General features: G+C 50.1%; 24 protein-coding genes. 12 read left to right on the forward strand and 12 right to left on the reverse strand.

Features of this window, described 5'->3' with window-relative positions; all coding sequences use genetic code 11:
- Positions 1 to 7: 7 nt before the first annotated feature.
- Positions 8 to 418, reverse strand: a complete 411-nt coding sequence (locus tag LGV68_RS08480) for a curli assembly protein CsgF (RefSeq protein WP_229601532.1) — start codon at positions 416 to 418, stop codon at positions 8 to 10.
- Positions 419 to 443: 25 nt separating this feature from the next.
- The gene (locus LGV68_RS08485; RefSeq protein WP_075990041.1) at positions 444 to 896 is read right to left on the reverse strand and encodes a CsgE family curli-type amyloid fiber assembly protein; all 453 of its coding nucleotides are present in this window, start codon (positions 894 to 896) and stop codon (positions 444 to 446) included.
- Between the two features lie 263 nt (positions 897 to 1,159).
- Here LGV68_RS08485 and LGV68_RS08490 point away from each other — a divergent pair, with 263 nt between their 5' ends.
- The 3 genes from LGV68_RS08490 (at position 1,160) to LGV68_RS08500 (ending at position 3,156) form a co-directional block, all read left to right on the forward strand.
- The gene (locus tag LGV68_RS08490; protein WP_202659502.1) at positions 1,160 to 1,801 is read left to right on the forward strand and encodes a curlin subunit CsgB; all 642 of its coding nucleotides are present in this window, start codon (positions 1,160 to 1,162) and stop codon (positions 1,799 to 1,801) included.
- A 69-nt stretch (positions 1,802 to 1,870) separates the two neighbouring features.
- Positions 1,871 to 2,782, forward strand: coding sequence for a hypothetical protein (locus LGV68_RS08495; RefSeq protein WP_020328949.1), 912 nt, complete (start codon positions 1,871 to 1,873; stop codon positions 2,780 to 2,782).
- 98 nt (positions 2,783 to 2,880) lie between these two features.
- Complete coding sequence (locus LGV68_RS08500; protein WP_055452561.1) at positions 2,881 to 3,156, forward strand: hypothetical protein; 276 nt, start codon at positions 2,881 to 2,883, stop codon at positions 3,154 to 3,156.
- Between the two features lie 43 nt (positions 3,157 to 3,199).
- Here LGV68_RS08500 and malK read toward each other — a convergent pair whose 3' ends face one another.
- The gene (gene malK, locus LGV68_RS08505; protein ID WP_252536532.1) at positions 3,200 to 4,324 is read right to left on the reverse strand and encodes a maltose/maltodextrin ABC transporter ATP-binding protein MalK; all 1,125 of its coding nucleotides are present in this window, start codon (positions 4,322 to 4,324) and stop codon (positions 3,200 to 3,202) included.
- 745 nt (positions 4,325 to 5,069) lie between these two features.
- Between malK and malE the strand changes: the two genes are divergently transcribed.
- From malE to malG, 3 genes are all read left to right on the forward strand, one after another.
- Positions 5,070 to 6,251, forward strand: coding sequence for a maltose/maltodextrin ABC transporter substrate-binding protein MalE (malE, locus tag LGV68_RS08510; RefSeq protein ID WP_024375422.1), 1,182 nt, complete (start codon positions 5,070 to 5,072; stop codon positions 6,249 to 6,251).
- A gap of 79 nt (positions 6,252 to 6,330) precedes the next feature.
- On the forward strand, positions 6,331 to 7,902 hold the full coding sequence (gene malF, locus LGV68_RS08515) for a maltose ABC transporter permease MalF (protein ID WP_024375421.1): 1,572 nt from the start codon (positions 6,331 to 6,333) through the stop codon (positions 7,900 to 7,902).
- Positions 7,903 to 7,916: 14 nt separating this feature from the next.
- Positions 7,917 to 8,807, forward strand: coding sequence for a maltose ABC transporter permease MalG (malG, locus tag LGV68_RS08520; RefSeq protein ID WP_020328957.1), 891 nt, complete (start codon positions 7,917 to 7,919; stop codon positions 8,805 to 8,807).
- Positions 8,808 to 9,145: 338 nt separating this feature from the next.
- On the opposite strand, the gene LGV68_RS08525 is transcribed toward malG, so the two are convergent.
- Together LGV68_RS08525 and LGV68_RS08530 are read right to left on the reverse strand one after the other, a co-directional pair.
- Positions 9,146 to 9,397, reverse strand: a complete 252-nt coding sequence (locus LGV68_RS08525) for a hypothetical protein (protein WP_020328958.1) — start codon at positions 9,395 to 9,397, stop codon at positions 9,146 to 9,148.
- Positions 9,398 to 9,532: 135 nt separating this feature from the next.
- A complete protein-coding gene (locus tag LGV68_RS08530) occupies positions 9,533 to 10,024 on the reverse strand; it encodes an acyl-CoA thioesterase (RefSeq protein ID WP_020328959.1) in 492 nt (163 codons plus the stop codon).
- Between the two features lie 337 nt (positions 10,025 to 10,361).
- Between LGV68_RS08530 and LGV68_RS08535 the strand changes: the two genes are divergently transcribed.
- Positions 10,362 to 10,943, forward strand: coding sequence for an acyl-homoserine-lactone synthase (locus tag LGV68_RS08535; protein WP_020328960.1), 582 nt, complete (start codon positions 10,362 to 10,364; stop codon positions 10,941 to 10,943).
- A gap of 1 nt (position 10,944) precedes the next feature.
- Here LGV68_RS08535 and LGV68_RS08540 read toward each other — a convergent pair whose 3' ends face one another.
- From LGV68_RS08540 to LGV68_RS08550, 3 genes are all read right to left on the reverse strand, one after another.
- Entirely contained in the window at positions 10,945 to 11,667 is a 723-nt protein-coding gene (locus LGV68_RS08540) for a LuxR family transcriptional regulator (RefSeq protein ID WP_020328961.1), read from the reverse strand.
- A 145-nt stretch (positions 11,668 to 11,812) separates the two neighbouring features.
- Positions 11,813 to 12,574 carry a DeoR/GlpR family transcriptional regulator gene (locus LGV68_RS08545; RefSeq protein ID WP_020328962.1) on the reverse strand — a complete coding sequence of 254 codons (762 nt, stop codon included), beginning with the start codon at positions 12,572 to 12,574 and terminating at the stop codon, positions 11,813 to 11,815.
- A 163-nt stretch (positions 12,575 to 12,737) separates the two neighbouring features.
- Entirely contained in the window at positions 12,738 to 13,640 is a 903-nt protein-coding gene (locus LGV68_RS08550) for a DMT family transporter (RefSeq protein WP_047461010.1), read from the reverse strand.
- 99 nt (positions 13,641 to 13,739) lie between these two features.
- Here LGV68_RS08550 and LGV68_RS08555 point away from each other — a divergent pair, with 99 nt between their 5' ends.
- A complete protein-coding gene (locus LGV68_RS08555) occupies positions 13,740 to 14,528 on the forward strand; it encodes a helix-turn-helix transcriptional regulator (protein ID WP_020328964.1) in 789 nt (262 codons plus the stop codon).
- 24 nt (positions 14,529 to 14,552) lie between these two features.
- Here LGV68_RS08555 and LGV68_RS08560 read toward each other — a convergent pair whose 3' ends face one another.
- On the reverse strand, positions 14,553 to 15,470 hold the full coding sequence (locus LGV68_RS08560) for a M14 family metallocarboxypeptidase (RefSeq protein WP_020328965.1): 918 nt from the start codon (positions 15,468 to 15,470) through the stop codon (positions 14,553 to 14,555).
- A gap of 183 nt (positions 15,471 to 15,653) precedes the next feature.
- On the opposite strand from LGV68_RS08560, the gene LGV68_RS08565 reads away from it, so the two are divergent.
- Positions 15,654 to 16,562, forward strand: a complete 909-nt coding sequence (locus LGV68_RS08565) for a DUF808 domain-containing protein (protein WP_222726767.1) — start codon at positions 15,654 to 15,656, stop codon at positions 16,560 to 16,562.
- A gap of 92 nt (positions 16,563 to 16,654) precedes the next feature.
- Entirely contained in the window at positions 16,655 to 17,788 is a 1,134-nt protein-coding gene (gene rlmC / locus LGV68_RS08570) for a 23S rRNA (uracil(747)-C(5))-methyltransferase RlmC (protein ID WP_252536534.1), read from the forward strand.
- Between the two features lie 97 nt (positions 17,789 to 17,885).
- On the opposite strand, the gene pyrC is transcribed toward rlmC, so the two are convergent.
- Positions 17,886 to 18,914, reverse strand: a complete 1,029-nt coding sequence (gene pyrC / locus LGV68_RS08575) for a dihydroorotase (RefSeq protein ID WP_222759426.1) — start codon at positions 18,912 to 18,914, stop codon at positions 17,886 to 17,888.
- A gap of 258 nt (positions 18,915 to 19,172) precedes the next feature.
- On the opposite strand from pyrC, the gene LGV68_RS08580 reads away from it, so the two are divergent.
- Positions 19,173 to 20,993, forward strand: a complete 1,821-nt coding sequence (locus LGV68_RS08580; protein WP_061055384.1) for a hybrid-cluster NAD(P)-dependent oxidoreductase — start codon at positions 19,173 to 19,175, stop codon at positions 20,991 to 20,993.
- 51 nt (positions 20,994 to 21,044) lie between these two features.
- Here LGV68_RS08580 and LGV68_RS08585 read toward each other — a convergent pair whose 3' ends face one another.
- A complete protein-coding gene (locus tag LGV68_RS08585) occupies positions 21,045 to 21,653 on the reverse strand; it encodes an AraC family transcriptional regulator (RefSeq protein ID WP_158125885.1) in 609 nt (202 codons plus the stop codon).
- Between the two features lie 249 nt (positions 21,654 to 21,902).
- On the opposite strand from LGV68_RS08585, the gene LGV68_RS08590 reads away from it, so the two are divergent.
- Positions 21,903 to 23,009, forward strand: coding sequence for a 1-acyl-sn-glycerol-3-phosphate acyltransferase (locus tag LGV68_RS08590; RefSeq protein WP_020328971.1), 1,107 nt, complete (start codon positions 21,903 to 21,905; stop codon positions 23,007 to 23,009).
- A 66-nt stretch (positions 23,010 to 23,075) separates the two neighbouring features.
- On the opposite strand, the gene LGV68_RS08595 is transcribed toward LGV68_RS08590, so the two are convergent.
- Positions 23,076 to 23,675 (reverse strand): hypothetical protein, encoded by a 600-nt coding sequence (locus LGV68_RS08595; protein ID WP_047461022.1) that lies wholly within the window; start codon positions 23,673 to 23,675, stop codon positions 23,076 to 23,078.
- Positions 23,676 to 23,790 lie beyond the last annotated feature (115 nt).

A 23,790-nucleotide genomic window follows, 5' to 3' on the forward strand; every position in this document is an offset into this window, starting at 1 on the left:
TGGTTGCTTATAGCCCGGATACTTCAATGGATGTCGATTCGCCGGTGGATTTGTCGATGATGGAAATCGTCATCGAACCGTCGTTATCGGTCACGATGATGGAGTAATCATCGGTTTCAATACTGCCCGCCTCACCGGATGACAGCAGTTGGCTGATCAGTCTGGATTGCAGGGTTGAAGTTAATGAGGAAAGCAGCGAAGAGGAGCTGCTGCTGTCATCATCGGCTTCATAATCGTTGATCGCTTCGGCGCGGTTGAACAGGTGCGTGGTATTGAGCGGATTGCCGCCAAAGGTCGGGTTGACGGGTTCATACACCAGTGCCGAGCCCAAGGCGGGAGAGGCGAGTAATCCCCCACCGCTGAGGGCGAAGACCAAGCTCAATGCGGAGCAGATGTTTCGGTTCGTGTGCTTATTCATCTCAGTGTCCTTTCTGTCGCTACTTTCACAGCTCGTCATGAGCAAGGTCAAAAGTATCCGAATACAAACGTTGGATTTTCCAACGTGTTAAGTAAGTTCTTACTATGTCCGCCGCGGCCTTGGCTTTCTCCTGCGCCTGTCGGGCGCCCGGCGATAAGGTGGTGCGATACACCAGCTTCTGCGCATGCCAAACGCTGATAATGCTGCCCTGAGAGGCCGTTGCCCGCTCTTTTACGGTGAGGTTCTCTTTTAGGTCCTCGTGTTGATCGTTGATGTAGCGGGAAAACTCGGTGTAAAAATTATTGCCAAAGCGGGTCATCGTGCGGTCGATGATCAGCCCATCGATATCGTTCAGATTCAGTGGCTCGTTATTCTCCAGCTGTTGGTTATTTTCCAGCTTTCCTGAGTCTTCCTGACTGGCGGACACACTTGCTGAAGTAAGCAGGAAACTTAAAGAGAATGCATATACGACACTCATATTTTTCATTGAAATTACCATAGGTAAATAAGCGTCTGACAATGGCTTAATGTTAGTTTTAATTAAAAGTTTTTGAAATAAACCAAAGTGTTAGTTTGAATAAAACTCCTCTAATACTAAATGCGGATATATGCTTGTTTACAAGACAACTAAATAATAAAAATTTACTTATCAATATTAATTTAAAGTTGATGGTGAAAAGCATTTATCCCTATTAATCTATTTCTTCGAGAACACACAGTTCTTTACGTCAGGGAGGAAATATGTCCAACCGTATTACTGCCTACGTCATGAAGTTGTTTATGTTGATCGCTCTGGCAATCGTCTCTGCTGGTGTCGCTTGGTCGGCCCAACGCCCAGAACATTCGGGTCATGATTTGATTGCTATCGGTTATGGTGATTCATCCATGGGTGGTTTTGGCAACGGTATTGGTGATTTGAGTACTTTCAATGAATTGGAAGACATTGTGACCGCCGATAATTATGCCGAAGTGGAAATGGAAAATGCCATTGGAGGCCGAGTGTCAATTCAGCAGTTGAGTGGATTGACAGGCAACAAAGCCAAAGTTGTCCAGCAAAACAGCCGAGGAAGTGAGGCGAGAATCTGGCAAGGCGGTTCTGAGAATATTGCGTTGGTTACTCAAACCGGAACAGGAAATGAAGCATTTATTGGCCAACATGGTTATTCCAATAATGCGTGGATAAATCAAAACGGTAATTACAATATTGCCGCGATTATTCAAAACGGTTCCGGAAGTTCCATGAGTATTAATCAACATGGTAATAATAATCAGGCTTATCTTGTCGATAATGGAGGTTCTAATTATGGCATCAGTCAAAATGGTAATGACTACGTTGCGATAATTGGGGGCTCAGGTATCAATGTATTTGTTACGCAATATTAATCATCATAGCGAACGATATATCGATGCATGTCTATTCAAATGTAACAATATGATATAAAGGAAATTGTCATGAAAACAAAACTAGCTCTATTTATCGCAGCTGCGTTGGCGTCTGGTAGCGCCCTGGCAAACAATAATGCAACCGCTAACCTTTTCCTGACTGATGACTCAGATGTGTCGATCACTCAGGTCTCTCCTTTCCAGGGTAACGATGCGGTGATCAATTCTGGCTTCTCTTCAGACAACACGCTGACGATTTATCAGTTTGGCGGTCAGAACGATGCGCAAATTGATGCGGCTGTGGTAGAAGATTCAACGCTAGCGGTGACTCAGCGTGGTTTTGGTAACGAAGGCACCATTACGGCACTGGGTGCTGATAACGCAGACTTCTCTATCGACCAGTCTGGTGTGTCGAATGAAGCCAACATCAGCACTGAGAACTTCAACCATCACGCTTATTCTTACGACAATGACACCGTCAGTGTGGTGCAGAATGGCGCGCACAACACCACGGATGTCACGTTGAAACACGGCACCGACGACAGCACCGTCACGCTGGCTTCGTACGGCAATTCGAACGATGTTGATGTTGTGCTGGATTGGGCTGATGGCAGCACAGTGACAGGGACTGTGGTTGGCGACAACAACGTGGCGGATGTTCTGATCGACAGCGGTTTTGGCAATGATGTGACCTTTACTCAAAACGGTTCGGCTAACAATCTGGATGTCGATGTGATGTACGCGGACGACAACACCATTGGTGTGGCGCAAACTGGCGTTTCCAACGATGCTGACATCGACGTGATGCACAGCTCTGACAACGATATCTACGTAACTCAAACTGGCTTCAACTCAGAAGCGAACGTTTATGTTAACTGGAGTAACGCGAACAGTATCTCTGTTCTGCAAACTTCTGGTGACGTTGCGAACGTGAGCCTGGTTGGCAGCAACTCAAATACTGTGAATATTGCACAGTACTAACAACATCAGGTTTGGCTATGAAAACCTTGTATACAGCGGCGCTCTGCGCCGCTTTTTTTCTTGCGCCGCCGGCAAGTGCCGCAAAGAAGGAGGTGGCAATGCAAACCTCATTGTTGAATGGCAAAATTCACATTGCCTGCGTCTACGGGGATGACCAAAAACTGCGGTTAACGTTGGTCAGCCAGCCGGATTTCTCCGGTTCGGTGCGGGTTGAGTCGGTCTCTGGCAGCCGCATTTTGCATCGATTGCAAGGGCGGACCACTCTCAATCTCGGACTGAGCGCAGAGCAGTTGCCAGTCGAGCTGACGGCGGGTGATGAGAAAGGCGAAAGCGAAACGATAGCGCTTGGCGAACAATGTAAAACGGCCCCTTAACTGAGTTAAGAGGCCGTTGTGTTATTTTGCGGTTGGCGGCGGATTACGCGTCGCTAAACTCAACGCCTTTTTCTTGGAACATACGCTGACATGCGCGGCCATCACTGTGGAACAGATGGCAGCGGTGCGCCGGAATACCGATGGTCAGGGTATCACTGACTTCAATATCCAGAGTATCTGGCTGGCGGTAGATGATGTCTGAGTCCGAACCTTTCACGTTCATGTATACCTGAGTTTCGTTACCCAGTTTCTCTACGATCATCACTTTGCCTTCGATGCGTGCATCACCTTCGTCTGCTTCCACCAAATGCTCAGGACGAACACCCAGCGACATGCGAGATCCCGGAGTGACCGTTGTGCCATCCACCGGAATCCAGAACGAGAAGCCGTTGGACAAGCGCACTTTCACGCGCTCTTTCTCTGCTTCATCAACAGTCACGCTCATGAAGTTCATCTTCGGTGAACCGATAAAGCCCGCCACAAAGCGGTTTTGCGGGTAGTGGTACAGTTCAAGTGGTTTACCCACTTGCGAAACAAAGCCGGCATCCAGCACCACAATCTTGTCTGCCATGGTCATCGCTTCCACCTGGTCGTGGGTAACGTAGATCATGGTACAACCCAGTTTGCGTTGCAGCTTGGTGATTTCAGAACGCATCTGCACACGCAGCGCCGCATCAAGGTTAGACAGCGGTTCGTCCAGCAGGAATACATTCGGTTGAGAAACCAGAGTACGGCCGATAGCCACACGCTGACGCTGACCGCCGGATAGCGCTTTAGGTTGACGATCCAGCAGGTGGCTGAGCTGAAGAATATCGGCAGCGTGTTCTACACGTTTGCTGATTTCACTCTTGTCGGCTTTGGCCAGTTTCAGGCCAAACGACATGTTATCGTACAGATTGAGGTGAGGGTAAAGCGCGTAAGACTGGAACACCATGCCGACGCCACGTTTGGACGGTTCGATGTCGTTCATGCGTTCTTCGCCGATGAACAGATCGCCGGAGGTGATGTCTTCCAGGCCGGCAATGCAGCGCAGAAGGGTTGATTTACCACAGCCTGACGGGCCAACGAAGACCACAAATTCGCCTTCTTTGATGTCCAGATCGACATTCTTGGAAATCAGCACATCGCCGTAAGCTTTACATACATTTTTTAACGTGACACTCGCCATCTAGCTCGTCCTCGGATCAAGATTTTTTAATGATTACTGCCCTTCATTATATGAAATTTCTTATAAAAAAATGACTTACAGGCAATAACAGTAGGAATACGTTTTTAGGTGAATCCACACTCAGATGAGCGTGTCTGATTTCTGCGGTCGTGCCGCACACCGTTTTATGTTTGTCTATCGAAGAGCTGGCAGGCAAGAAAAGAAAGGGTGATGTCTTCAGACAAAGGGTCTGAAGAAAGCATCACCCATCAAAGCCAAGAATCGGTTTGCTTCCCCCGGCACAGATGCGCGTCTCCCCCGTACAATAATTACCACGAACGCACGATCTGTGACAGCAAACCAATTCGGCGATGCAAGCCAGTACAATCTGACATACTGGAAAGGGTTCTTACCATCCACTCTTGGATGTGCTTAGTTTCCGTAAAGTGAACTATCAATACATCCTCCTAATCACTTTTTTTGCAGGGGGAGTAGAAAAGGAGGAGGTGGAGGAGGGGTAAAAACGCCGAGTTAGATCCAGTTCAAATTATTGATTGCCATGAACTTGAGGTTGATCACAAACCATGTTTTTTTTGTGACTGTTCTCTCGAACTCTGGGCGATAGAGATCACGAAAATACGCCATAATGCAAAGGGCGTAGGGAGTAGGAGGATGAGGAAGTGCCCGTTTTTTCTGATGATATATGGCGAAATACGGCGAAACCTCATCTGGTGAGCCCTACAACACTAATAAAAAGGATATGAACATGAAAAACGCCCTAAGCACTGTAGCGCTAAGTACTTTGGTTGCTCTTGGTTCGTTTGGTGCACACGCTGCTATTCAAGAAGGACAACTTACTATCTGGATCAACGGTGACAAAGGTTACAACGGTCTGGCTGAGGTGGGTAAAAAGTTTGAAGCTGACACAGGTATTAAAGTGACAGTTGCTCACCCTGATGCACTTCAGGACAAGTTCCCTCAAACAGCTGCCACTGGTGATGGTCCTGATATCGTGTTCTGGGCTCATGACCGTTTTGGTGGTTACGCAGAAGCGGGTCTGCTGACTGAAATCAAACCGTCACAAAAAGTAAAAGACGGCATCGTAGATTTCGCTTGGGATGCAGTGAAATACAACGGCAAACTGATCGGTTACCCAATCGCGGTTGAATCTCTGTCTCTGATTTACAACAAAGACCTGGTTCCAAACCCACCGAAAAGCTGGGAAGAGGTGGCTGCTCTGAATGAAAAACTGAAAAAAGACGGCAAATCAGCGATCATGTGGAACCTGAAAGAACCGTACTTCACTTGGCCACTGATGGCGGCTGATGGCGGTTACGCATTCAAATACACGTCTGACGGTTACGACGTGAAAGACGCGGGTATCGACAAGAAAGGCGTGAAAGAAGCGATGAACTTCGTGAAAGGCCTGGTTGATAAAGGCGTGATTTCTGCGGATATGGACTACTCAGTGTCTGAAGCTGAATTCAACAAAGGCAACACAGCCATGACCATCAACGGTCCTTGGTCTTGGAGCAACATTGATAAATCAGGTATCAACTACGGTGTCACCACTCTGCCGAAATTCAACGGTCAGTCTTCTAAACCATTCGTAGGCGTACTGACTGCTGGTATCAGCACCGCTTCTCCAAACAAAGATCTGGCTGTAGAGTTCATCGAAAACTACCTGCTGACCAACGATGGTCTGCGTGCGATGAACAACGACAAACCACTGGGCGCGGTTGCTCTGAACTCTTTCCAACGTGAACTGGATTCAGATGCTCGTATCGCAGCGACCATGGACAACGCAATGAACGGCGAAATCATGCCGAACATTCCACAAATGAACGCGTTCTGGGGTGCAGCGAAAAACGCAATCATCAACATCGTTGATGGCCGCCAGACTGTAGATGCCGCTCTGGCAGATGCAGAAAAACAAATGACAAAGTAAGTACACTTTCGTCTATCTTTTGAGGAGGGGGCAACCTCTCCTTACTTTCTAAGTTTTTATTTCGCTAGCAGGTTGTTCTATGCAGTCAATTCAAGGTACAGAGGCGATGTCAGCACCAGCAACGACACTTCCGGCCAACAAGCGCGCATTCATCAAATGGGCCGTATTAGGCGCAGTGGGTATCGTGAATGGCTATGCAACGATTCTAATGTATTCCCGTGGTGAGCTGGCGTTTGCCTTGCTGACCCTTATCCTTACTGCTCTTGCTCTCTACATTTTCGGCAGTAAGAAAACTTACGCGCATCGTTATATCTATCCAGGTATCGCCGGGATGATCCTATTCATCCTGTTTCCCTTAGCCTATACGGTGAACCTGGCGTTTACCAACTACAGCGCGAAGAACCAGCTTTCCTTTGAACGTGCTCAATCTGTCCTTATGGACCGTACGTTCCAAAGTGGGGAAAGCTACCCATTCAATCTCTACAGCACCGATGAAGGTTACCGTATCTCCATTGAAGACGGTGAGACGTTGTACGCGACTCAGCCTTTCTCTATCACCAGTGTGCCTTCGGATCTCGACTTGGCTCCGGTAGACGCAATGAGCGGTGACAAAGAGCCAATCAAAACCATCATCAGTAACCGCAATGCGTTGGGCAGCCTGGATCTGCACTTCCCGTCGGGTGACGACATTCGCATGAGCGGACTGCGCAAATTTGCGGCGGTGGTTCCGCTGTATACGCTGCAGGAAGATGGTGAAACACTGGTCAACAACCAGTCGGGTGAGACGCTGCGTCCGAACATGGAAGTGGGTTTCTACCAACCGATTGATGAGAATGGTCAGTTTGTCGGTAACACTGTCTCTCCGGGCTTTATCGTTTCCATCGGTACGCACAACTTTGAACGTGTGTGGAAAGACGATGGTATCAAAGAACCGTTCATCAGCATCTTCATCTGGACGGTGGTGTTCTCGGTACTGACGGTGATCTTCACTCTGATCATCGGTCTGGTGTTGGCAAGTGTGGTGCAGTGGGAAGAGCTGAAAGGCCGTTCTGTGTACCGTGTGCTACTGATTCTGCCTTACGCGGTACCGGCATTTATCTCGATTCTGATCTTTAAAGGCCTGTTTAACCAGAGCTTTGGTGAAATCAACATGGTGCTGCAAGCGTTGTTTGGTATAAGCCCGGCATGGTTCTCGGATCCGTTCCTGGCGAAAAGCATGGTGATGATCGTCAACACTTGGCTGGGTTTCCCTTACATGATGATTCTGTGTATGGGTCTGCTGAAAGCCATTCCGGATGACTTATATGAAGCCTCCGCGATTGACGGCGCCAACTTCGTACAGAACTTCACTAAGATCACTCTGCCACTGATGATCAAACCGTTGACGCCGCTGTTGATTGCAAGCTTTGCCTTTAACTTCAATAACTTCGTTATGATTCAGTTGTTGACAGCGGGTGGTCCGAACATGATTGGTACGTCTGAGCCAGCGGGTTACACCGACCTATTGGTGAGCTACACCTACCGTATCGCGTTTGAAGGTGCTGGTGGTCAGGACTTTGGTCTGGCAAGTGCTATCGCAACCCTGATCTTCTTGTTGGTGGGCGCTCTGGCGCTGCTCAACCTACGTTTCACTAAAGTCAGTCAGAATTAAGAGGAGCGAAGACGATGGCAATGGTTCAAGGCAAATCGCTCAAATACCGTGTGTGGGCATCACACATCGCACTGTGCACATTTTTGGCGCTCATCATCTTCCCGTTACTGATGATTGTCGCTATCTCATTCCGTGAAGGTAACTTCGCAACGGGCAGCATCATTCCGGATAATCCGTCTCTGGAACACTGGAAACTGGCGCTGGGCTTCTCGGTCACGAACGCCGATGGTAGCGTGACGCCACCGCCGTTCCCGGTACTGACCTGGCTGTGGAACTCAGTCAAGATCGCGGCGATTTCATCGGTGCTGATCGTGTCGCTGTCGACCACATCGGCTTATGCTTTCGCCCGTATGCGTTTCAAAGGCAAAGAGACCATCCTGAAAGCGATGATGATTTTCCAGATGTTCCCTGCGGTTCTGGCACTGGTGGCTATCTATGCGCTGTTTGACAAACTGGGGCAGTACATTCCGTTCCTGGGGCTGAACACGCATGGCGGTTTGATCTTCTCTTACCTGGGCGGTATCGCACTGCATGTATGGACGATCAAAGGTTACTTCGAAACCATCGATAACTCGTTGGAAGAAGCGGCAGCGCTGGATGGCGCAACCCCATGGCAAGCGTTCAAACTGGTATTGTTACCGCTGTCTGTGCCAATTCTGGCGGTGGTATTTATCCTGTCGTTTATCATGGTGGTGGGTGAAGTTCCTGTAGCATCTTTGCTACTTTCTGATGTAAACTCGTACACACTTGCGGTTGGTATGCAGCAGTATTTATACCCTCAAAACTACTTGTGGGGCGACTTCGCGGCAGCGGCAGTCTTGTCTGCATTACCTATCACTATCGTATTCCTGCTTGCGCAGCGCTGGTTGGTCGGAGGACTGACGGCTGGCGGTGTCAAAGGATAACAACGATAAGGGCGACCGAGAGGTCGCCCATTTTGTATCCCCTTAACACTTTTGGTTTGGCCGCCGATCAGTTAAGAAGGGTGCAAATTCTGGCGTTACGCATAGCTGGCTGTTAGCTCTATTCCTTACTATCAACGACTAACAGTTTTTGTAACCAAAACCTGAGCATAGCTCAGGTTTTTTTATGTCTGTCGTTTATGGCAATTAAGGTGTACTCGCAGGCCATTGGGTAACGCGAGCCAGTATATAGCGGGCAAACAGGGACAAAAGGGGGGGCGCATGGGAGTGCGAGCGAGATCTGAATTGTTGTTGCAATGCGTTCTATCAATACAGAAAAATCAGAACTCACGACTGGATGGCGCACAACCTATGTATTGCAACAGTACATACAGACTCTCTTGTTGCAGCGCGACTTTACGAAACAGATCAGCAAACGTCTCATCGCCGCCAAAGCATGCCTTGATGTAATGGTTAATCTCCGTTGGCTGGTAGCCTTCGACATACATGGTTCGTACCCACTGATACTCGACAGCTTTTGGGTTGGTTAAAGTAGTTTCACTGAGCGTGATATCGCTGAGGGTTAATGCCATTGGTGTGTTTTCTCTGTCCTTTCAGGCACACGTTTGCCTGTTAATCGGGCATTAAAGCAGAGAAAAATGAAGGTTCGATGACAAAGATGACAGAAGAGAGAAAACGCCGCAGTGAATGACTGCGGCGCAAAGGGGTTATTTCGCTTTGAGGTATTTGACGTGCGCTTCCATCTCTTCACCGATTTCGGTGCGCATATTCATCAACCGCACGGCAGAATTGCGCAGGGCAATGTCTTCATCGCTGGTCGGAATCCATTCAGGAACGGCCGTCGGTTTGCCGTTTTCATCTACCGCCACCATGATGACGATGCAGTGAGTGGTCAGACGATTTTTCAGCTCTTTCGGGTCGCATGCTTGCACGTCGATCGCAATGTGCATTGAGGTTTTACCGGTATAAATGACCTTCGCGCTGACTTCGACCAGGTTGCCAACGTGGATCGGCGCCACAAAGCGAATACCGCCAGCATAAGCCGTAATGCAGTATTTACCACTCCATGCGGCAGAACAGGCGTAGGCTGCCAGGTCGATCCATTTCATCACGGCGCCGCCATGAACTTTACCACCAAAATTTACATCACCAGGCTCTGCTAAAAAGCGCAGAGTAATATCACGTTTGCCACTGCTCATTGGCTGTTCCTTCATTGTTTGACACGGACAGGGGAATTAGCAGTACTAATAACGAATCTATAACTTAATCGCAATATTTTGTTCATTTTGTTTTTGATTCGGTATTTCAGGCAAGAAAAAACCCCTTTTGCGTGATGCAAAAGGGGTCATGTCGGAAGGGTACGAATTATTTTATAAATCTGCCGTACCTGATTTTTTAAGCCAACTGATTGCTAGTAATTCAGTTGGCTTGATAATAATGTAATCAAAGTCACTGCGTAACTGTTCGATCGGACAGGTTTCGTCACCTAAGAGATTGTTTAGCGTGATTTCTCCCTCAACAAAAAGGAGAAGTCCGATGAGTATCTCAATCCATAGTTATCAATTCACCACTGTACCTGCTCAGGATTACCGAGCGTTGCTGAAACTGCGCTACAAAGTGTTTTCGGAACGTTTGCACTGGGAGCTTGAAACCCATCAGGGGCTGGAGAGCGATGAGTACGATATCCCGAGAGCCCACTACCTCTATGCCAAAGGCGATGAAGGGCACCTGATTGGCTGCTGGCGCATTCTGCCGACCACACAGAGCTACATGCTCAAAGATACCTTTCCCGAGCTTCTGGGCGACGTTCAGGCACCGCAAGGTGAGCGTATCTATGAACTCAGTCGCTTTGCGGTCGATAAGGAGTTTTCTGCTCAGTCGGGTGGGGTCAGCAATGTCACGATGAAGATGTTTCAGTCGCTGTACCACCATGCGCAGAGTCAGGGGATTGAACGCTACGTAACGGTGACATCGACCGGAGTGGAAAAACTGATCAAACGTTTGGGTATTCCGTGTGAGCGGGTCGGCGATCAGCAGGTCCACATGTTGGGTGATACCCGCTCAGTCGCACTGCTTATTCCAATGAATGAACGTTACCGAGACAGCGTGGGGGCCTGATTCAGACGTAAGGATTAATGTAGCCACCTAAAATGGCTTTAGTGATAGCTTGGTAGCGATTCGTCGCGCCAAGCTTTTTACATGCGTTGGAAATATGGAATTTCACTGTACGCTCTGAGGTATCGATGATCTTGGCGATCTCCCAGGCACTTTTCCCTTCTGCGGCCCAGGTCAGGCATTGGGTTTCACGAGCCGTCAGCTCCGCGCGCGGCGCGGCGTCTTTATGGCAACGGGCAATGTTGTGAATGTTGTGCGACAGGAGCGGAATGATCAACTGCGAGGTCTGAATCGCTTCGCTGTTCAGCTCATAGTGACGGATGTCTGAGGTGGCAAAGCTCAGCATTCCGAATTCACCGCGTAATCCGTGTACCGGAATCGAAAAACCTTCTTTGAGGCCATTGATCCGCGCCTCTTCAAACATTTCATTCGCTTTGCCGCTCAGGCGTGGAAGGTGGGACCACTGAATCGGCAGAAAGTTGGTCATGCTGTACTGCACAATAGGGTCGACGTGCATGAAGCCAGCTTCATCGTATTGCTGACGCCAACTGGCCGGATAGTTATCGGTGATGAGCGTTTCGTTGGTGGTCAGCGTCGGCTGCAGCGACAGTCCAAACAGGAAGTATTCGTGGTCGATGATGTTATTGAGCGCCGACAGCGTGTTCTCCAAACCTTCATAGCTGGTAATTTGTTGGTTTTCTTGAATAAGACGGAGAATTTTCTGCATAAAGGGCAATAATCTAATAACAACAATCAGATAGTGATATTTATATCAGATAAGCGTGAAAGGCAAGATGACATTTGTTTTCAGTCCGGATTACCTGCTGTAAACGCTGATAAACGAAAGAAAGCGCGAGTTTCGCGCTTTCTTATCAGGCCACCTGAATGGTCACCTCGTGTTCTTTCGCAAAGCTGGCGATCTCTTTTGGTGGCGGTTGATCGGTGATGATGAGATCCACATCGGCAAGCGTACCCAGTTTAACCATGGCATTGCGGCCGAATTTGCTGTGGTCAACAGCGAGAAACACACAGCGGCTGTTTTCGATGATCGCGCGTTTTACGCGTACTTCGTGGTAGTCAAAATCAAGCAGCGAGCCATCGTAATCGATGCCACTGATACCAAGAATACCGAAATCGAGGCGGAACTGAGAGATGAAATCCAGCGTGGCTTCACCGGTTACGCCGCCATCTTTATTGCGCACTTCGCCACCCGCAAGAATGATACTGAAATCGGGTTTCGCCATCAGAATGGTTGCAACGTTAATGTTGTTGGTGACGATACGCAGATTGTGGTGCTCGTCCATCAGCGCACGGGCGATGGCTTCTGGTGTGGTGCCGATGTCGATAAACAGCGTCGCCCCATCAGGAATGTGTTTCACCAATGCGGCAGCGACTTTCTCTTTTTCGCTTTGCGAGGTGACCTGACGGGTATGGTAAGAAGAGTTTTCTGAACTGGTGGTGATGGTCGCACCGCCGTGGTTGCGGCGCAATTTGTTCGCATCGGCAAGTTCATTCAGATCACGTCGAATTGTTTGTGGACTGACATTGAATCGTTCGACCAACTCATCGGTGCTGACAAAGCCCTGAGCCTGAACTAATTCGATGATTTCTTGATGGCGTTTTACCGCTTTCACTGGCATGTCCTTATACATTGAAGTAGTGCAAGTGTACGGTTTAGCGCACTAAATTCAATCGACTGGCGCGACTTTTGCAGCATTACTGCTCGTTTTAAGCTTCGTTTCACATAAAACGAACATATAAGGATGCCAATGTTTACATTTATGCGCATTTCGATGCTTACGCCTGAGGTGCCTTTTCGATTGGTTCCATGATTCGAACACGACGGCTTTTCATCTGAGACAATATGACACCGCTGATCACCATCAAGCCACCAATCAGATGATAAACATGAATACGTTCATCGAGCAGCCAGGCCGCCAGAGTGACAGACACCACAGGCAATAGGTTCATGAACATGGCGGTCGAGTCCGCCCCAATCGCGTCGATCGCTTTAACCCACATCCAAGGCGCCAACAGCGATGCGCCAATACCCGCATACGCGATCAGCGGTAGCGAACCATCGGTTGGCAAAATATGTTCACTGGTCAGCCACAGCGGAACCAGCATCACCACCGCGCACACCCCTTGCAGATAAATCAGCGTCCAGTTGCTCAATGGCATTTTCCAGCGTTTGAGCAGCACACAGTACAGGGCGTAAACCAATGCCGCTAATACCATCAGGCCATCGCCTTGTGTGACATCCTGATTCAGGAAGAACAGCACGTCGCCCTGACCGAGCATAAATGTCAGTCCCGACAGTGAAATCACGCCACCGACGATACTCAAACCGGAAATACGTTTGTTAAGCAGCGGCACGCTGATGAAGACGCTCATCAGTGGTACCAGAGAAGAGATCAGCGACATATTGGACGCGGTGGTCGTCAGTCCGGCGTAGTATCCCAATGACTGGTTCAGCACCATGCCCAGCAACGCCAGAAAGGCCAGTTTGGCAAGATAGGGTTTGATAATGTGACGCTGACGAATGACCGCCGGCAAGCAGAACGGAGTCAGCAGCAACATGGCAAGAAACCAGCGATAGAAGCTCATCGCGCTGGGTTCGATGGTGGTCGATGCAATTTTATTGACGATGGCGTTACCGCCCCAAATCAGCACAGTAAACAGTGGAAGGAGATAAATCATGTGCGCCTCGTCTCAATTTGCGTGTTGGAAAGTAGTTTGACAGGTCTATATAATTACATATATCTCTAAAACGACATTGCGAGCGATAGGAAGACAAGTTTGAAAAAACGCGCCAGAAACCTTCACCCATCCTTATCAATTGAGCAGGCACCATCCGATGTGTTTATGAATTTCGAAGCGTTTCTTTCCAATACTGAAACGCGCGAACATAGCCATCCTTGGGGGCAGGTACAGCTGATTTCCGGCGGGATCCTGGAAATGGAAGCCGAAGACACCCGTTTTCTCGCTCCGCCGCATCTGGCGATCTGGGTGCCAGCGGGAATTCGTCACCGCAGCTATAACCGCAAACCGATCGAATATTGTTCACTCAATATCGCGGCGGCGATGACCACGGCGTTTCCGAGTAAAACCAGCCTGATCAAGGTGACCCCGATCGTCTCCGCGATCATTGATGATTTTCGTCAACGGGAAATCAGTGTGGCAGAAACGCCGCAGGATCTGCGTTTGGTGCAGGTGTTGCTCGATCAACTGGCAACGCGCGAAACGCAGCACCATTTTCTGCCATCCAGCAATAACAAGTATCTGGCACCGATTCTTGCGGCAGTGGAAGAGAACCCGACCGATGACACCAGTTTGCAACAGTGGGCGGAGCGGGTGCATACCACCGAAAGAACGTTGGCCAGACATTGTCAGGCGGAGCTGGGGATGAGTTTTACCGAGTGGCGGCTGCGCGTGCGTTATCTTTATTCGATGGATCTGCTGCGCAATGGTCATTCGGTGAAAGAGGTGGCGCTGACGCTGGGTTATAACCAAGCCAGTCCTTACATTGCGATGTTCAAAAAATACTCCGGGCAGACCCCGGAGCAGTATAAGAACCGATTGCTGTAGTTCAAGCCTTCAGCTTTGGGGCAATCAGATCTGTTCGAGTACGTAGTCGAGCGCGCCGATGATGGCGGCAACTTGCGCGTCATTGCACTCTTCAGCCGTGACTTTCGGGCTGTCTGGGTAGACTTCGGTGGTTGAACCGTAAACGCAATCCGTTACGCCGCCACACAGGCCGAGCTTTTTCATCGGATAAAGAATCACGCCATCCTGAACCACTTCAGAACCGATGATTTCACCGTTGTCATCGGCAGGCGCAATGTGGGTCACTTTACGCACGGAAGCGATGATGGCCGCCTGAAACTCTGGTTGTGGGTTTGCGGTGTCACCAACGGTATAAAAGCCGTCCGGAATCGAGCCTTCTTCAAAGATAATCCCGTCACGTGCTGCCAGCGCCGGACGAAATTCACTTTCGTCAGTGTCAGTGGTTTCGTGCAGGTCAATGTGCATCAATACGTTTGGCAACGTCGCCACTAACGCCATCAGATTGGCAGATTCTTCAGCTGGGGTATCGGCATAAAACGAACGATTCGGATCAATTGCATTTGGGTTCCAGCGGTTGATCGTCTCGTAACCCCACGGGCTGATGCATGGCGCCGCCACGATATTGAAATGCGTTTCGTAGCGTTTGGCTTCCGTCGCAAGGAACTTCAGTGCGCCATGGACACCGCTGGTTTCGTAGCCGTGTACGCCACCAGTGATCAAAATCGTCGGTTTATCGTCTTGCCAGTCGCGTGTTTTAAGACAAAACAGCGGATAACGGGCTGCATCGTAAGAGAGCGCGCCATACTGTTCGACATTGAATGATTGGCTAAGAGCCTGGATTTTCGGGACCACTTCTTGTTGATATTCACGTTTGATGGTGGTTTGCGCGCGCCAGGCCTGGCGCTCAGCGTTACCCCATTTTTGGCCTGGAGTACCGATTGGGTAGGTGTAAGCAGAGTTCATGACTTTCCCTGTTAAGCATAAGAGAGTAAGCAGGGTAATCTCACTCTGCTGCCGGCGCAACTGGCGGCAGGAGCATAAATCATCCCTCCGGCCGTTTTTCTTTTCGTGATGACTAACGGAATCACCGGGTTAGTGTTACATTTTGTCTCAATGAACTGATGATAAGACATAAAGAGAATATTCATGGCGGGTGCGAGTTTACTGACTCTGTTAGATGATATAGCGACGGTGCTTGATGATGTCGCAGTGATGTCGAAAGTGGCGGCGAAGAAAACCGCAGGCGTGCTGGGGGATGACTTGGCTCTGAATGCGCAGCAGGTTTCCGGTGTGGCCGCGGAGCGAGAGATCCCGGTTGTCTGGGCGGTCGCGAAAGGCTCGTTCCGCAATAAATTAATTCTGGTTCCGGCGGCGCTGATCATCAGTTCGATTGCTCCGTGGCTGATTATGCCGCTGTTGCTGCTTGGCGGCTTGTTTCTCTGCTTTGAAGGCGCGGAGAAGGTACTGGAAAAATTGTTTCACTCTCAGCCCGAGAAAAAGCCGGAAGAGGCCATGGAAGAGCTCAGTCAGCTCAATGTGGAAGAGTATGAGCAGAAGAAAATTAAAGGTGCGATACGCACCGACTTTATTCTTTCTGCCGAAATCATTGTGATTGCGCTGGGAACGGTGCAGGGCAAAGAGATGCTGACGCAAATTGTGGTCGTGAGCCTGATTGCAGTCATTATGACCGCGGGTGTTTATGGGCTGGTGGCCGGCATCGTGAAACTGGACGATCTCGGGTTCTATCTTGAACGTAAGTCCAAAGGTGAAGGGCCGCGCGCACGCCTTGGCAGTGCGCTGGTCAGCTTTGCTCCCAAATTGATGAAAGGACTGACGGTGGTCGGTACGGCAGCGATGTTCCTGGTCGGCGGAGGCATTGTGGTTCACAACGTTCCGGTGATTCATCACTGGATTGAGCCTGTGCTGATGGACTTACCGAATCTGTCGCTGGTGAGCTCACTGGTGCCTGCGTTGCTGAACGGCTTGATCGGTGTCGTCGCCGGACTGGTGATTGTCGCGGTCATGGAAGTTGTTCATAAAGTGCGCGGAAATTAAAATTTTAATTATCGTGACAATAAATTATCTCAATGGTGATTTGTCAGTGAAGGAATAGACTAGCGCTTTTCTTTCTCCGGCAGTCACCATTTATGCATTGTGAATTCTTTGAACAGCAGCGCTGCACCTCGTGTAGGCACTGCGCGACACCCTACGTTTCTCAGGTTGAGATCAAAGATACCCACCTCAAAAATCTGCTGGCCGATCTCGCGCCGCAGCAATGGCTGTCGCCCATGCTCAGCGAAGAGACGGCGTTTCGCAATAAGGCCAAAATGGTCGTGCTTGGCGCGGCTCATGCGCCGATTCTGGGGATTGAAAGCCAACTTGACGGAGAAGCGCTGTCACTGACTCAGTGCCCACTCTATCCGGCACCAACTCAAGCGCTGTTGGAGTATCTGCAGCACTGGATTCGCATTGCTGGGATTCCGCCCTACAACAAAGCCAAGAAAAAGGGCGAACTCAAATTCATCTTACTCACACGTAGCGAGCACAGCGGTCAGTTTATGCTGCGTTTTGTCAGCCGCAGCAAGGATGTTCTGCCTCGTATTGAACGCAATCTGCCTGCATTGCTGGAGGCGTTTCCGGCGATTGAAGTCGTGTCGGTCAATATTCAGCCCGTGCACATGGCAAGGCTTGAGGGCGATGAAGAGATCTTTCTCACCGACACGCAAGTGCTGATGGAGCAGTTCAACGATGTACCGATGGTGATTCGTCCGAAAAGCTTTTTCCAAACCAACCCGCAGGTGGCGGCATCGTTGTATGAGACCGCACGTCAGTGGGTGCGTGAGCTGGATCCTGCGCACATGTGGGACCTGTTTTGTGGCGTGGGTGGTTTTGCGCTGCATTGTGCATCACCCAGCACGGCGGTAACCGGCATTGAGATTGAACCTGAAGCCATTGCCAGTGCCAAGCGTTCAGCCAGTGCGATGGGGATCGATAACCTCAGCTTTGCCGCACTCGACTCTGCGCAGTTTTCATTAGGGCAGGATGCCGCGCCTGATCTGGTGCTGGTCAATCCGCCTCGCCGCGGCTTAGGTCAAGCGCTGACGAAGCAGCTTGCGATGCTGGCGCCAAAACACATCATCTACTCAAGCTGTAATCCGCTGACGATGAAAAGCGATATGGAACAACTCAGCGATTATCGCAGTGTGAAGCTGCAATGGTTCGATATGTTCCCGCATACTGATCATGCTGAAGTGTTGGTGTTGCTTGAACGTAATGCCTGAAAAGTATTAAAAAAGGAGAGGTTAACCTCTCCTTTTTTGTGCTTATCATTCAGCTGAACGTGTTGTTAGTTAGCCAATAGCATTGTGGATCTGCGAATTATTTCACTGTCCACTGCACTTGTTCGCCAGCGCGAATCGGCACGACAGTCTCGCCGCCAAATGGCATCGACGCTGGTACATCCCATGCTTGTTTGGTCAGGGTAACGGTATCGCTATTGCGTGGCAGACCATAGAAATCCGGACCGTTGTGGCTGGCAAACGCTTCCAGTTGATCCAACTTACCTTCCTGCTCAAATACCTCAGCGTACAGTTCCAGTGCGGCGTGCGCGGTGTAAGAGCCGGCACAGCCACAAGCCGCTTCTTTTTTGCCTTTCGCGTGTGGCGCAGAGTCAGTGCCAAGGAAGAACTTCTTGCTACCTGACGTCGCGGCTGCAACCAGCGCGTGCTGGTGCGTGGCACGTTTCAGAATGGGTAAGCAGTAGAAGTGTGGACGAATGCCGCCAACCAGCATGTGGTTGCGGTTAAACAGCAAGTGGTGAGCGGTAATGGTCGCGGCAACGTTGTCGCCTGCATTTTTTACAAATTCGACGGCTTCTGCGGTGGTGATATGTTCCAGCACGATTTTCAGACTTGGGAAATCGTTGACGATTGGCGCAAGAACGGTCTCCAGGAACGTCTTTTCACGGTCGAAAATATCGATGTCGTGCGTGGTCACTTCACCGTGAACCAGCAGCAACATGCCTTCTTCCTGCATTGCCTTCAGTACCGGATAGATGTTTTTCGCTGAAGTCACACCTGAATCAGAGTTGGTGGTGGCACCTGCTGGGTAAAGTTTCGCGGCAACAACGGCGCCAGAAGCTTTGGCTTTGCGAATCTCTTCTGGTGAGGTGTTGTCAGTCAGATAGAGCGACATTTGTGGCTCAAACTGGCCTTGAGGTTGCGCCGCCATGATGCGTTCGCGGTAAGCCAGCGCCATTTCCGTCGTGGTAACCGGTGGGACAGTATTTGGCATGATTAGCGCGCGTCCGTTATAACGGCTGATATCGCGCACGGTGTCAGTCAGAACTTCGCCATCGCGAAGGTGAACGTGCCAGTCGTCAGGACGAGTGATCGTTAGAGTTGTCATGAATTGCTCCCACCATGAATGCGTTGAGTGATTGGAGCCTGAACGGCCAGCGAATTGTCTTGCGCAAACGCTTCCGTTTAGGCGACAGGATGATAGAGGAAAAGGGGGGGCATTTCACCCTTTTCTTTGAAATTCTCCCCAAATCGCCATTTTGGCCGGTTTACTCTGCGCTGATTGCTAAGGATATGCACTCGCATTGGTCGTTGGGCCAATTTTGCTTTATCATCGCTGGATAATAATTGTGCGTAAGGAATTGCAATGTCGTCAGCTCATCTTTCTCAAATTAACGTCTATCCGGTCAAATCTGTCGGTGGTATCGCCCTGTCCAATGCATGGGTAGAAAAACAGGGTTTGATGTTTGACCGCCGTTTTATGGTGGCACTGGCTGATGGCAGCATGGTGACGGCGCGTAAGTATCCGGGAATGGTTAAGGTGCGCTCAACATTGACCCCAGATGGCCTGATTTTCGCCGCTGAGGGATTGTCTCCGCTTAAACTGCGTTATCAAGATTTTAAAATGCAGGAAGCGCCGGCTCAGGTGTGGAGCGACAACTTCACCGCTTACACCACCACCGATGAAGCCGATGACTGGTTCAGTGCGGTATTGGGGCAACGTGTTGAGCTGCTGTTCAGCGGCGAGCAATCCAACCGTGTGCGCGAGAAAGTCGGTGGTAATGTCAGCTTTGCCGACGGTTACCCGCTGCTGGTGATCAGTGAAGGCTCGCTGCAAGAACTCAATCGTCGTAGTCCGGAACAGCACAGCATGGATCAGTTTCGCACCAACTTAGTGGTGTCGGGGACTGAACCGTTTGGCGAAGACAGCTGGAAGCGCATTCGTATCGGTGACGTTGAGTTTGAAGCGGTGAAACCTTGCGAACGCTGCATACTGACTACGGTCGATGTGAAGAAAGGTGAATTCCGCCCGACGAAAGAACCGCTCAGAACGCTGTCCCAGTTCCGCGCCAATGAACGAGGCGGCGTATTCTTCGGCCAGAACTTGGTGGCGAAGAATGAAGGCATGATCCGCACTGGCGATGTAGTGGAAGTGCTGGAATACAAAGAAAAAGAGTTCTACGCCGACAATGGCCAGAGCCACTATCTGATGACGTGCGTGGAACGCGAAGAGATCGCCCGTGATTTTGTCACTTTCTGGCTCGAACCACAGCACGGTATGGCGCCGAGTTACCAGCCGGGTCAGCATCTGCCGATTGAAGTGGTGGTGAATGGCGAAAATGTTGCTCGCCGCTACACCTTGTCTTCCAGCCCGTCACGCCCGGGGCGTTTGGCGATTTCAGTAAAACGTATTGACGGCGGGCGCGTTTCCAACTGGCTGGCGCAAAATCTGCAGGTGGGCGATACGCTCTCCACTCAGTTGCCTGACGGCAGTTTCCGTCTTGAAAAAGAGCAGCACCAACAGCCATTGTTGCTGCTCTCTGCGGGCAGTGGCGTGACGCCGATGCTGTCAATGCTGCGTTATCTGGCGGACCATCAGCAAATCAGCGATGTGGTGTTCTATCATCAGTGCCGCTCGGTGGAAGACATTCCGGTACGTGAAGAGCTGGAACAGCTCAACCGTGAATTTGATGGCCTGAAAGTGTTCATCTCACTCACGCAGCCACCGCTGGATTGGTTTGGCCTCAAAGGCCGTTTTTCACTCTCTCACCTTAAGCAGGTCAAAGATGTGGCTTCGCGTCAGGTATTTGTGTGTGGCCCGGATGGTTTTATGCAGAAGGCGAAAAGCCTGTTGCTGAAACAGGGTCTGCCGGAAGCTGCCTATCATCAGGAGGCGTTTGGGGTTGCTCAAACCGCTCCGAAAGAGTTCAAGACACTGCAACTTAGTGTCAACGGCAATGTGTTTGAAGGTAACAACCAGACGACGCTGCTGGAACAGGCGGAAGCAGCAGGTATCGCGATTGCGAGCAGTTGCCGAGCAGGCTTCTGTGGTTCGTGTAAAGTGACTGTCGAATCGGGTTTGGTGCACCAGCCAGATGTGCCCGCGCTGCAAGAGCATGAGCGCAATATGGGCGTTGTGCTGGCTTGCTGTTGTATTCCGGAAACGGATATCGAAGTGGTGGACTAATCGCCATAAAAAAGCACCTCCCTCTGGGAGGTGCTTTTTTATCAAATCGTCTTATTGGGCGTCGCCTATCACCAGTTGGCACATTTGCTGATACTGCACGTGATTTCCGGCAAATAGCTCCGTTACAATCGCGTCTTCTTTGCCACCGGACAAACGGCGTTTCATCGCTTCTCTTACCAACAAGACCAAATGCTGTTCTTTGCTGATCCCATTGTGTTGTGTCGCAGACCAACTGGCCAGCGCCTGAGTAAATGGTGTCACTCTCAGTTTGGGTTCAAAGTTTTGCACTTCTGTTTTTAGTACTTGCAGCAAATGCGGATACACTTCGTCCTCGCGCTTGCTGTGGCGTAAACGATCCAGCACAGCCAGGCTGAGTGCACTATGTTGTACCAGGCCTGCTTGATGCGGGAAAGTGTCACGCAGACGCACTGAAAAATCGATGCGGCTAATTTGGGTATTAGGAAAGAAAGTCAGCGAGCACAGGCAATCCAGTGGGATCCACACCGCCTGATTAGGCTCAACGGCGTATTCCTGTTTACCGAGTTTTACCAGCACCAGTCCCTGATCTACATGAATCAAACTATGCTTGGTCGCACGTTTGCGAGACGTGGCTTCTAAGTAGGGAAATAAGCACGTTTCTGATTGAATAGCGTAGTTCATGGATGGCCTCGTGATAATTTGGGGCGCTAAGGTTACCGCTTTCACTGATAAAAGCCAAATATCCCGATGAAAACAGGCACGTTCAATGCATTATTCAATGGGTTGCATCGAGGTAAGCGTAGATTATGCGAGTATGGAAACCTTTTTGTTCTAAGCTGGTCTGACCTTGTAAATTATGTGGTAACGATAGCTGCGACGCTCTGTGAGTATGCGTAGAATAGGCCTGCTTTTTATTTGACGTATAAATATATGACATCAACAACTGATCCTTTTGTAGAAATTCGTCCTTACAATGACGATGAGATTCCTGCGGCCATTGATCGTCTGATCAATGACGAAGAGTTTATCGCTGCCATTTTGCAGCATCGGTTTGAGCGCCAGCCGTCTTGGCTAAAATCTCTGATGGGACCTTTTGTTAAAGCCTATCTGAAATTCAAATGGGCCAAGCTGACCTCCGTCGAAGCCATTCAGCTGGAAGTGAAGAAATATCTCGACCAGACACTGGAGCACACCACACGCGGCGTGACCTACAGTGGCCTGAACCAACTCGACAAGAACACCGCGTATCTGTTTGTTTCCAACCACCGGGACATCGCGATGGATCCGGCGCTGGTTAACTATGGCTTGCACATTACGGGTCACCGCACCGTGCGTATTGCTATCGGCGACAACCTGCTGAAAAAGCCCTGTGCGACAGAGCTGATGAAACTGAACAAAAGCTTTATCGTGAAACGTTCAGCCAAAGGCCCGCGTGAAATGATGAAGGCGCTGGGCACTTTATCTGGCTATATCAAGCATTCGCTCGACACGGGCAACTCAATCTGGATTGCGCAGAAAGAGGGCCGTGCGAAAGATGGTAACGATTTTACCGATCCTGCGATTCTGAAGATGTTCCACGTGGAAGGTCGTAAGCAAAAGATGGAGTTTGCGGACTACGTTAAGTCGCTGAGAATCGTGCCTGTCTCTATCGCGTACGAAAACGACCCGTGTGACATTGCAAAAGCACGTGAACTGTACGAGAAGGCAACACACGGTAAATACGAGAAAGCGGAATTTGAAGATATCGAGAGCATCATTCAAGGTATCGTAGGTGATAAAGGCCGTGTTCATGTCGCGTTTGGTAGTGTGATTGATCAAACGTTCGAAACGCCGGAAGCGCTGGCCGATGAGATTGATCGCCAAATTCATGAAAACTACCAGCTTTACCCAATTAACCTGCTGGCAGCGGGCGAAGAGAGTGAAGATATCACGCCAGCTGTGCGTGCCAAACTCAATGAGAAACTCGCGCAGCTACCAGAAGGGGCGCATGCCTATCTGCTCGATAGCTACGCAAACCCGGTGCGTAACCGCAAGTAACGGTATCCATTCGGACACAAAAAAGAGAAGCTTCGGCTTCTCTTTTTTTATGGCTGCGCGGTGATATTAACGAGCGACCGCTCCGCCCAGAGTCAGTTTGGTCGGCCACTTGGTAATTTGATTGCCGCCCAGATAGATGTTGCCGTTCACCGTCATCGTATCGGGAAACGTGGTAATTTTGGAGCCGCCGATAAACAGACTACCCTGCACGACCAGTCCTTCAGGAAGCTCAGTCAGCGGAGTACGAATCACGCTCAGATCGCCCTTGACAGTCAGGCGCGGCGGCAGTTTAGTCAGCGGCGTGTCGGTAAGATTGATATAGCCGCCGACATTGATGCCGGCAGGCCAGTTTTTGATTTGTGAACCCAGCAGGTTGGCGTAACCACGGATATAGGTACCGCGTTGAATGCGCTCCAATTTGCTGTTGGTGGCATCGAGGCTGCCCTGCACTTTCAATCCGCTGGGCAGACGGGTAATGCCGGTTTTCGCGATGTTCAGATTCCCTTTGACTTCCAGCCCATCAGGCAGGCTGGTAAAGGGCTTGTTACGCAAATCCAGATTTCCGTAGTTATCGAGATAATTCAGGATATGGTATTGGTCCAAAGGCTCTGCCGTGGCCTGAACGCCAGGTAACAACAGCAGCAAACAAATCAGCAGGCGCGGCATAGCGGCTTCCGGTAGTCAAAACGTTAACGCTGTTAGTATCGCCAGCATCGGGTATTGCTTCAATGCCTAATGCTTGAAAGGCGGGAGGAGTCGGGGGAAAGTCACAAAAAACGGG

The organism is Vibrio sp. LQ2 (genome assembly GCF_023920125.1).
Taxonomy (GTDB): Bacteria; Pseudomonadota; Gammaproteobacteria; order Enterobacterales; family Vibrionaceae; genus Vibrio; species Vibrio fluvialis.